Origin of the sequence: Bacillus sp. UMB0728 (assembly GCF_002858875.1) — a bacterium.
GTDB lineage: Bacteria > Bacillota > Bacilli > Bacillales > Cytobacillaceae > Bacillus_AB > Bacillus_AB infantis.
In genome coordinates, this window is the sequence record NZ_PKLA01000001.1 from 165,601 (window position 1) to 175,447 (window position 9,847).

A 9,847-nucleotide genomic window follows, 5' to 3' on the forward strand; every position below is an offset into this window, starting at 1 on the left:
ATTTGTGATCACGCTTGGGAGTCGCCAAAATATAGCCGCGAATGATGAGATCCTCCGTAATGCGCTTCGCCTTCTCATTCAATGCCAGCTCGCCGATCTTCCCGGCAATCTTCTGCCGAGCCACATCACGGAAAAGCTCAGGCACCGGACTCACCAAATCCTCCAAGAGCACCTTCTGATCCTTAGCCCAAAGGCTCCGCGTCTGATTCACATAATGCTCTTCCCAATCAAGAATCGACTTCCCATCCTCTTTCGGCATCCGCTTCAAAAACTTCCGGAACATAAAAAAGCCGCCGATCGCAAACAGTGATACCAGCACAACCACCCAAAACAAAATAAACACCAAAAACCAGCCAGTAAGCTCTGTTGTCATTCTATTCACCTACATTACAATAACTTATTTACTATTATTATAAGCATATGAAGGGAAGGAGACAAGCCGAATCCTGTATAAAAAGTGGAACATAAGGGAAACGGCCAAGCCATTTAAACTTGTTTGATGGTACAATAAGGAAAAAGGGGAGGGGAACTGATTGGAAAGCATAGGCCGTCTTCAGCAGGAAAAAGAAAAGCTGCAAAAGCAAAAGGATGGGTTATTATTGCAGATTTTTCTGCGCATCGGTCTTCTCGTTGCAGCAGGTATCGCCTACGGACTCTTCATGAGCTTTTTCAGCCCTATTGAAGGGGCAGTCGAAACCATCATTTTCTTTGTCCTCGCCGCATTGGCCGTCTTTCTATGGATCCGCTTCATGGTGCAGCTTTTCCGGGTATACAAGGTGCAATTTGAAATCAACAAGAATAATAAAAAGCTGCTGAAAAAGATCGCCGAAGAAGACCAGGGTCGGAATAAAGGCAAAGGAACCGGCAGCTGGAGCTAAAGGCTTGAAAAGTAAGTTCAAATCCTGCATAATATCATTATTGCTAAATAACAAAAGCAGCACATAACTGCTTTACTCACGGGGCTGAATGGGGTACTGGTGTCCCTCACGGTCTTCAAAACCGCTCGTGACCTGCGTGCCAGGTCAGCTGGGTTCGATTCCCAGGCGGTCCCGCCATAATATACATATTAGTGCCGTACAGTGATAGGACTGTGCGGTTTTTTGTTTGTTGTTTTGGTGTGTAGGGAGTCTGGCCTCTGACTTCTTTGCAATTTACAGGAACAAGAGCAAGCTTTTTATTCTATAAGATAGTGCATTACTCTGCGCGTTTATTTTGCAATAGCCACCCGCTTCTTTCGGTTATCACAGGACACGGGAGATGTGTTGCCTGCTCCTAGGGACAGATATCCATGCTTAAGACAGAGCCAAGGAAACTTACTCTGTGGTTCATAATAAGTAAGATAAACAGTGAATTATGGTACGGTGTAAAAGTTTACCGAGGAAGACTACCTTCCCAGCTTGAAAAGTAGTATATAAAAATAAACAGAAAAAACCATAAGAAAACCCACTGGATTTAGTATTCCCTAAACTCGTGGGTTCTTTTTTTGTACCTGTATAGTCCAATATTGTTTAGTTGTTGCCTTAATATAAGTTATTTGCTTTTTGGAAGTTTCTTAGCGTTTCAGTTGTTGTTTTAATTCTTCAATAATGTCTTTTTGGGTTGCTTCAATTCGATTTAAACCATTTCCAATAGCTTGGATGCTTGAATTTATTCCGGTTAACCCTTGTTCTAATTCCTTTGTGTCTTCAGTCATTTCGTCCAATAAATCAAATATTTTTTCTAACAGTTCCTTCTCTTTTTCGTTCATCGGAATCAATCCCCACTGTTTGATATATAAATTATATCACGAAAAAGTATCAGAATTTCGCCACTTAAATTAAGACAGTCTTTAATCTTGGAATATGCAGTAGTAAAAAAATAGACATTCGAGACTCCTGTTGAAGTTCTATGGTATTAAGTATTAGGTGCAAGTACATTATTCTTCTATTTTGAAATAGTCACTATCAATTTTCTTGACTATATACTTACTTTCTATAGAAACCCCTACATTATGTTCCAGCATGTACTTCCCAAGTAGTTCACCATCTATTAAAATGATCTTTTTTTCAATATGTTTAACAAATTCTTCGGCTTCTCGTGTAAACTTAGAAGTTGTAATAAAAACACCCTTACGTGCTTTTTTTCCTTCCAAGCTACCAGTAAAGGCTTGGATCTCCGGCCTTCCAACATTACCTTTCCATCTTTTTGCTTGAACATATATTATATCTAGTCCCAACTTATCTTCCTTTATGATTGCATCAACACCTTCGTCCTTTACATAATCAGTGGTTTGCCCACTGCCTAAGGTGCCCCCATAGCCCATAGCGAGTAATAAATCTAGTACTATTTCTTCAAACCTTTTAGGGTTGATTTTTTTTATCTGTTCTAAAATCTCTAATGCAAGTAAATTGTTAATTCTTTTAAATTGTTCATCCATTATTTCAGTTGGTGTGCTTTCATCTTCGTTATCGTCTTCCATTGTAAATATTTCAGCAGATTCTCCAACATCTACAATGTCCTCAGTATTATCTTCGGATAGTTCCTTTAAGAATTTACTTATAAGAGGCATATTAGCACCATGCGGGAACTGCTTGAAAACTTTTAACCCTAAGTCGGTTATCTGATATGTGTTTTGCTCTGGTTGTTCAAGGAGTCCAGCAACTTGCAATTCTCGTCTTGCATATCTTGCTCTTATCTTAAACTTTGAATCGCCACTATGTAAGTAAATTTCCTTTTGTTGACCTTGAATAGAGAAAAAGTCGGCTAATGCTTCATTTATCTCGGATACGTGACGAATTTTTCTATCACTAAGGACGTTCAAATAAGGTATTGTAAATTCACTTGGGGTGGGAGGATGGGTGCCTTTATGCTTGAAATGTTTGCTAAGTCTAATGTCGATCTCTTTTTCGCTTAGAGGTTGTGAATATTCTTTAAGAAAATTTATCATATTGTTCTTACGAATCTTTCTATCTCTTAATTTTTTTATATAATGGATGATTTCAACAGATTCATCATCATAAAATATAACTCCACTTTCATCCTTATGATGCGGAATAAAGTCATGAAATAAAGCAATCCAATCTCTTACTGTTGTAGGTGCATACCCACACTTTCCTGCCAACTCTCTTACAGTATATTTCATCATCTATTTTCCTCCATTCATGCAGTATATAATTACTATTATTTTACAGTAAAGTAACCACTTGGTTAATATAAATTTTAATCTTATTAATTTTTCAGCCAAGGGGACAAGCCCCCTTGGCTCATTTTTTAGACGGTGCCAAGGAACCTATCCCTGTGGCTCATGAAAAATTCTCCTTACCCCATGTCCATTTCCTATTCAAATCCATATATAAGAGATAAACAAACATATAGGAGTGATTAGAAATGCATATGCAGATCAAAGGGTGGACTCAGTTTAAAAGTCTGGTTCGGTGGAGTGTTGTGTTTCATCATTTGGAGGGATTGTGTTTATTTTTGCTGCTGAAGAGCGATGCGATGTTGAAGGATGAAGTGCCTTGTGGAGGGACCATACTGAATTTGGAGCAGTATGTCTGTTCTACCCATCTTTTGCGGGAGGACCTATGGTTTTATAACCTGAAGAAGAGGGATCTTTATAGTGATTCGCGGATTCAGCGTCCAATTAAGCGGCTGGAAAAGCTCGGTCTGATTATGGCGGAGCTGTTTTCGCATGGTATTTTGTTTACGGTTTTTGGGGTGGAGAAGTCTATTATGGTCGAAAGCTGGCTGAAATGGAAGAGGCAAGTGCTGCCGAGGTACAGCCTAAAACAGACCAGAATCTTTTTTTTCGCCCGAAAGTGAATCGGTCATGAAGGACTCGTGAATCGAACCTGAATACACAATAGAGAAAAGAAATAAAGAAAGAATAGAAAGAATAAAAACAACAACAACAACAACAACAACAGCATCTTTGAAGAAGTCTTGAGAGCAAAAATCGCTAGTGCTGCTGACCACCTCATGGGTGAAGGCTTTTCTCTGACAACCATGGATGACAGCGATAAAACGTAATCTGTAAGCCGCTATATTCGACTGAGCAGCTGACGGCATTTATGGACCAGCAGAGACGGAACAGAGCGAGATACGTCCCGGTGCAACATTTTCCTTTTACAAATAAATAGTGCTCAATCTTGAGGTAATTGATATGTCCTTTACTAATACAATCAAAAAAATAAACCCGCCTACGCTGAAGGCGAGTTCACTTTCTGTATGACAGGCTCAGAACGATCTTGCGATTGCATTTGCTGCAGTCTTAACCTCCACCATCCGATTGAAACCGCAATGATGGAAAATGCGCATGTGATTGTGAGTACAGTGGCTCCATCAAGTTTTAATAAAAGAACACCTCCCAATAAAACACCAATTGGCTGCGCTATAGTGGCTCCTGAAGATAATACCCCCATTGCGCTTCCTAAAATGTTAACTGGTATAGCTTCCTGCAGAGTTGTTTGAAAAATGATCGTTATTGGCGCAGCGAGCAATCCGAATAGGCCGAAAGCTATTAAACTGAATACGATTGAATCTAAGAAATTGCCGCCCATGACGGCTGCTAATGCTGATCCAATGTATAAAAATATAGAGGTATTAAAATTTATCTGTTTGAATTTGTATGTGAAAGCTGCCCCTATTAAGGTGCCAGCGCCAATGGCAGTGAAGCACAATCCTAGAGCAGCTGAGCCATTAATTTTCAAATCAGAAAATAGAGTTGGCAAAAGAACATCCATGATCATAACGAATGACATATTGGTAAATACAGCTGAAGAAATAGCAATGAAAATCCATTTTTGCTCTTTCAGATCTCTGACAGTTGTCTTAAAGGCAGTCATCACACTCTTATTTTGATTAGAAGTGTGAGGTATTTTGACTTTAACTAACAGAACGATATAGCAAAGGACAGAAAAAAATGACAGGATAACAGCCACAATCATGGATAGGGAAAAACCGCCTGTCAGCAGAAGTATCCCGGCCGCGCTGGTTCCCAATAAATTGGACACTTGTGTGACAACAGTTATCACACTATTAACGGACTTTAATTCTCCAGGATTGCATAATATCGGTACCAGAGTTCTTTCTAGGGGAGTGAGAACAGCGGATGAGATCCCTATGAATATGACGACTCCTGCATATATCCAATAATTAGCCCCGGATGGATCAATTTTTAACCATCCCACCACCAGCAAAAGCAAAAGAGAAAAAAGGTGCCAGATGCTTGACCACAGTCCTAAAGGTATCTTGTTCATACGATCAATGGCAATTCCGCTTAAAGTAGTTAATAATATGCCCGGTATGTAACGGAAAGCCATGAGTGATCCGAATACCAAAGGAGAATTCGTTATATTAGTGAAATACCAGGCCAGTGTTAAGAAAACAATGCTCGATTGCAAGGACTGAGTCCCTAAAGCAATTACTATTATGCTTACTCTCTTATTCATACGTCTTTACACCTTGTTTCATATACTCCATTAAGCTCCAACGTTGAGTTGGATAATTCATTGAACTTATATTGCTCTCCCAAATACAATCACCAGCCTAGTTGAAATTCTCCATTATTATGTGGATTTTTTTTCCTACTAACCAATCTTACTTTATATTTACTATTTTTGGTATTGGGAAAATGATTAAGTAGTTCATTCCTCCCGTATGAAGCGTTATAATCTTAATCAACAAGTGATTTACATAACCGAATTTAAACTCACACAAAGTATAAAAAACCCTGTTTATTGGAGTGCAAGGCACGCAGACTCCAGCGGGAAAGCAGCGGCAATGCTGAGACCCCGCAGCGCGCAGCGGGAGGAGGCTCAGCGTCGCCCCGCGGAAAGCGAAGTGCCTGGAACGGAAATGAACAGCCCCATATTACCGCCACCCTTGTGAATTTTCATAAATCCCAGTTGAAAAAGAAGATTATCAATGTGTCATATTAAACAAACAAAAGGAATGAAATCCAATGTCGTATATGAGAAGCATACTAACGCAGGCTGCAGGATTCCTTGTCCTGCTGCTGATTGCGGCGCTGCCATTATATTTGTATAACTTGGATGGAAAGGTCATTTTTCTTCCTTCAAAGATTTCAGGCGAGATCCTTGATTTTCTAAAAGGTCTATTTACAGGGGATTCGTACTATTACATGCAGGGGGACAGAAAGAGATTTTTGCTATTTGACCTATTGAGCTTTTTTAGTGTCTCCTATGTCTATGTCTCAGTCTCATTATCTATTGTTATTGTATTATCCTTTATTTTTGGTATATGGCTATGGAAAAAAAGTGAGAAGTGGGTAAACTCCATATTAGGATTTGTGGGATTTATCCCGGATTTCATTTTAGTTTTATTGCTTCAGCTTTTTGTTACCTATATTTATAAACAAACTGGTATGCGCGTTGCAAAGGTTGCTTCGCTATCGCTCGAGGAACCGGCCATTTTACTGCCAGTTTTGACGTTAACGATCCTGCCCCTTTTGTATTTAGTCCGTTCCTTAAACGACCGCACTTTTGAGGTGGCTTCTGAAGATTACATACTAACAGCTGTTTCCAAGGGACTTACGAAAAGGCAGATTTATCTCTACCATGTGACCAGCAATGTACTTCCTTTTTTAAAGGCTGATATCTATAAGATCGTAGGGATCACGACAGCTAATCTATTTATTATCGAGCATCTTTATAATACAAGGGGGTTAACTGAAATCCTATTCGAATATCCGGTGAACTTTGGCTACCAGTATAACCTCGTAGTCATTTCCCTGCTTTCTTTCTTTATCCTTTATATCGCTGTGCTATTTACGATGAAGCTCTTTATTTTCGGAATAGAGAAGGTGTTATTGCGTGGGTAAATGGAATCTAAAATTAAAAGCAGGCATACTGCTGCTCATCTTCTTTTTCTTCATTTCAATAATAGGTCCTTATATTGCCCCTTATGCAGCAGATGAGCTGTCCGATGTTCAGTACGTAACAACAGAATCAGGAAATAAATTAATAGCCCCTCCATATCCTCCATCCGAAAAACACCATTTTGGCACCGATCAATGGGGCTATGACATTTTATCTCTCCTATTATATGGAGCCAGGTATACTTTTTTCACTGTGTTAATCTGTGCTTTTTTGCGATCCCTAATAGGTGGTGCGCTTGGGCTTTATTTTGCTGTCAGCAACAGGTCGTTAGCTATAAGGAAAGAAAGGAAAAAGCTTCCCAATCTATTAAGCGGATTTCCTGTCTTTATATTTGTTTATTTTGTTCTCTTCCGATTGAATTTTGTCCCGGTATGGGGTGAAAATGCCTTAATCCTCCTCACTGGGACCCTTATGGTGATTCTTGGGATTAATGGAGTGTACAATGTCGTATTTGCCAAAACAGCAGAATTAAAAACCAGCCTCTATGTTTTAGCTTCTCAAACGATAGGAGGGAGCCGCTCGCACATTGCTAAAACTCATATTCTCCCTGCATTGAAAGGCCAGTTCATGATTATTTTTGTGAATGAAGTTATACTGGTCCTTCATTTAATTGGCCAACTGGGCATATTCAGTATATTTCTCGGCGGAACATTTGTCAGGATGGATCCAGTTATCTATATCTCAATGACCAAAGAATGGGCCGGTCTCATTGGCCAATTCCGATCCGCTTTCTATTATTCTCCCTGGGTCATCCTATTTCCGCTTGCTGCATACCTCTTACTGCTGTTTTCATTTTACTTAATTCTCCAGGGGTTTGTTCAGAAGGAAAGAGTTAAGCATAGGAAGAGTCCTCTAATATAGCGTGTCTCGGTAAATTTTGTGAAAATCTTAAAAGAAGGGAAATCAGGAAACATGATTCTAAAGTTCCAACTAGCATTTTATGGTAATATACATTAAAGAGAATAAGGAGGGATACCAGTGATAAAAACTGTTTCGAAATTCACTTTCTAAATAGCAAAGGCTGCTCTTAAAATGAGCGATGGTAGATTGCCTTAAATGATTCTTTTTTTGCAGTCTTTGCTGATCTTAATTATAAGGAGAGCAAAGATATGGGATATGTTAAAGCCACACAGGTATTACCCTCTGAGCTTTTACTCGCCATTCAAGAATATGTTGAGGGTGATTACCTCTACATTCCAAGAAAAAAAGGCAATGAAAAATCTTGGGGAGAAAAAAGCGGGACAAAATATACGTTAAGAATTCGGAATAGAGAAATCTATCAAAAATATAAGGAAGGAAAATCTAAACAAGATTTAGCGACAGAATACTTTCTTTCCATTAAAAGCATTGAAAGAATTATTTCCAAAGAATATACGCAATGAATTAAACGAAGGAAGTCTCCTGGCGACTATTTATTCAGTCAAGGAGGGTTCCTTTTTTCGCTTAAAAATAATACAGAACAGTTTATTAGGTACAGTGAGTTATTGGAGTGTTTTAAGATATAAGATATAAGATATAAGATATGAACCACATTACTAGGAAGAGTTTTTATTGCTTAATATTCTAACAATTGAAGGAGAACATTATGACAAAGAAGGCATTATTAGTAATTGACGTACAAAACGGAATTGTAGATATCGGAGATTTTCAACATGAGTTATCACTAATGGAAAAGGTGATAAAGGATTTCAAGGATAATGGAATGCCAGTTATATTTATGAGGCATATGGATGATCTTATAGAAAGTCCGCTATATAAGGATTCACTTGGGTCAGAAGTACATGCTTCCCTAAAAGAGTATGCCGATTATGTAATAGAGAAACAAAGTCCAAGTTCCTTTTTTAACACGAAATTGGCTGATATATTAGAAGAGCTTGGGGTAAATCACCTATTTATAACCGGGTTCAATACTGAGTTCTGCTGTATGTTTACAGCTATTTCTGCTTATGATAGAGGGTTTCATGTAACTTTTATTGAGGATGCAACCGGAACTGTTAACTCCGAAGAGACTTATGAAATGAAAGGTCTTGATATAAAAGATTTTATCGGAACTGTCTTACACTGGTCACAGGCTATTGAAGTATTGGATTATGAAGACTATGTGATGGAATATAAGAAATAGAGCCAAGGGGACAGACCCCATATCCATCAAGCTAACTAGAAAGTGAAGAGGAATGTGCTAATGCTTTGAGGCTAATCTAAAAATCTGCATACCTAAATAAGAATTGTTAATTGATTTTTTAAAAGTACCATGCTTAGGCTGCTGAATCCTTGGCAGCCTTCCCAACAGTCCTTTCATAGGAGACTTTCAATATATGAAACAGTCAGCTTCTTTTTCCAAGGCTCTTTTCGTAAACATTGTTGCTTTTGAAACAGACAAGGAACCAAGAAGCACTCTCTTTTGAGCGATGTGACCTTCAAGGAACTAAAATTAGCAACAGTAATCTAATAAACCTGCAAATAACGGATAGTGACATATCAGGAATGACGATAGATAATATACCAGTAGAAAAACTACTTGAAGTGTATTACCAAGAGTTAAAAAAGTAAATATTCCTTACAGAGAGCAGCCGCATTCATAGGGATGGCTGTTTTTCTATACCTCACAAAAATTTCACCGTAAAACAATTTGAGTTTTGGCAGGCACTGAGTAGCATCTGATTTATCTGCTCTTTGTCCACCATCTTCTTACTTTGCTGAAGGAAACTGAACCAATATATGTAATCATCTATTAATCGTCTGACGGATTTGAACAATCTGCCTCATGCTGTCAAACTCAGAACGCAGCTCATTGATTTCTTTCATTACGGCGTCTTGGACTTCAAAGGACTCAGCAGATAGAAACATCTTGTATTTAAAATATGGCATCAAGCATGGAGCTTTAGCCAATAAAAAAACCGACTCCCCCACAAGACGTTTCTCCTGATGAGCTGAAGGAAATGCAGGAAGAAAACAAAAAATAGGTGATT

Annotated in this window: 11 protein-coding genes, 1 tRNA gene and 2 pseudogenes; 8 read left to right on the plus strand and 6 right to left on the minus strand. The window is 38.6% G+C overall.

Translation table 11 applies throughout. The features are described 5' to 3' along the window. Positions 1 to 373: DUF2621 family protein (locus tag CYJ37_RS00825; protein ID WP_101547532.1), on the minus strand; the 373-nt coding region annotated here is incomplete at its 3' end. A 160-nt stretch (positions 374 to 533) separates the two neighbouring features. Between CYJ37_RS00825 and CYJ37_RS00830 the strand changes: the two genes are divergently transcribed. Both CYJ37_RS00830 and CYJ37_RS26970 read left to right on the plus strand, forming a co-directional pair. After that, positions 534 to 878, plus strand: coding sequence for a hypothetical protein (locus CYJ37_RS00830; RefSeq protein WP_101547533.1), 345 nt, complete (start codon positions 534 to 536; stop codon positions 876 to 878). Positions 879 to 958: 80 nt separating this feature from the next. Then, positions 959 to 1,055 (plus strand) — tRNA-Sec (locus tag CYJ37_RS26970). Positions 1,056 to 1,552: 497 nt separating this feature from the next. Here CYJ37_RS26970 and CYJ37_RS00835 read toward each other — a convergent pair. Both CYJ37_RS00835 and CYJ37_RS00840 read right to left on the minus strand, forming a co-directional pair. Further along, positions 1,553 to 1,747 carry a hypothetical protein gene (locus CYJ37_RS00835; protein ID WP_101547534.1) on the minus strand — a complete coding sequence of 65 codons (195 nt, stop codon included), beginning with the start codon at positions 1,745 to 1,747 and terminating at the stop codon, positions 1,553 to 1,555. Positions 1,748 to 1,915: 168 nt separating this feature from the next. After that, on the minus strand, positions 1,916 to 3,124 hold the full coding sequence (locus CYJ37_RS00840; RefSeq protein ID WP_101547535.1) for a restriction endonuclease: 1,209 nt from the start codon (positions 3,122 to 3,124) through the stop codon (positions 1,916 to 1,918). A 242-nt stretch (positions 3,125 to 3,366) separates the two neighbouring features. Here CYJ37_RS00840 and CYJ37_RS00845 point away from each other — a divergent pair, with 242 nt between their 5' ends. Continuing rightward, positions 3,367 to 3,801 carry a hypothetical protein gene (locus CYJ37_RS00845; protein ID WP_101547536.1) on the plus strand — a complete coding sequence of 145 codons (435 nt, stop codon included), beginning with the start codon at positions 3,367 to 3,369 and terminating at the stop codon, positions 3,799 to 3,801. 377 nt (positions 3,802 to 4,178) lie between these two features. Here CYJ37_RS00845 and CYJ37_RS00850 read toward each other — a convergent pair whose 3' ends face one another. Beyond that, on the minus strand, positions 4,179 to 5,429 hold the full coding sequence (locus CYJ37_RS00850; RefSeq protein ID WP_101547537.1) for an MFS transporter: 1,251 nt from the start codon (positions 5,427 to 5,429) through the stop codon (positions 4,179 to 4,181). A 512-nt stretch (positions 5,430 to 5,941) separates the two neighbouring features. On the opposite strand from CYJ37_RS00850, the gene CYJ37_RS00855 reads away from it, so the two are divergent. From CYJ37_RS00855 to CYJ37_RS27945, 5 genes and pseudogenes are all read left to right on the plus strand, one after another. Continuing rightward, positions 5,942 to 6,820, plus strand: coding sequence for a peptide ABC transporter permease (locus CYJ37_RS00855; protein WP_101547538.1), 879 nt, complete (start codon positions 5,942 to 5,944; stop codon positions 6,818 to 6,820). Beyond that, the gene (locus CYJ37_RS00860) at positions 6,813 to 7,739 is read left to right on the plus strand and encodes a peptide ABC transporter permease (protein WP_101547539.1); all 927 of its coding nucleotides are present in this window, start codon (positions 6,813 to 6,815) and stop codon (positions 7,737 to 7,739) included. Before CYJ37_RS00855 ends, CYJ37_RS00860 begins: the two co-directional genes overlap by 8 nt. Before the next feature lie 248 nt (positions 7,740 to 7,987). Then, positions 7,988 to 8,260 (plus strand): CD3324 family protein, encoded by a 273-nt coding sequence (locus CYJ37_RS00865; RefSeq protein ID WP_101547540.1) that lies wholly within the window; start codon positions 7,988 to 7,990, stop codon positions 8,258 to 8,260. Positions 8,261 to 8,463: 203 nt separating this feature from the next. After that, the gene (locus CYJ37_RS00870; RefSeq protein ID WP_101547541.1) at positions 8,464 to 9,000 is read left to right on the plus strand and encodes a cysteine hydrolase family protein; all 537 of its coding nucleotides are present in this window, start codon (positions 8,464 to 8,466) and stop codon (positions 8,998 to 9,000) included. A gap of 263 nt (positions 9,001 to 9,263) precedes the next feature. Beyond that, positions 9,264 to 9,428: pseudogene (locus CYJ37_RS27945) on the plus strand (GNAT family N-acetyltransferase); the annotation flags it as partial. A gap of 53 nt (positions 9,429 to 9,481) precedes the next feature. On the opposite strand, the pseudogene CYJ37_RS00875 reads toward CYJ37_RS27945, so the two are convergent. Both CYJ37_RS00875 and CYJ37_RS26975 read right to left on the minus strand, forming a co-directional pair. Further along, positions 9,482 to 9,607: pseudogene (locus CYJ37_RS00875) on the minus strand (IS1595 family transposase); the annotation flags it as partial. After that, positions 9,603 to 9,847: hypothetical protein (locus tag CYJ37_RS26975; RefSeq protein ID WP_219620046.1), on the minus strand; the 245-nt coding region annotated here is incomplete at its 5' end. The pseudogene CYJ37_RS00875 and the gene CYJ37_RS26975, both read right to left, overlap by 5 nt.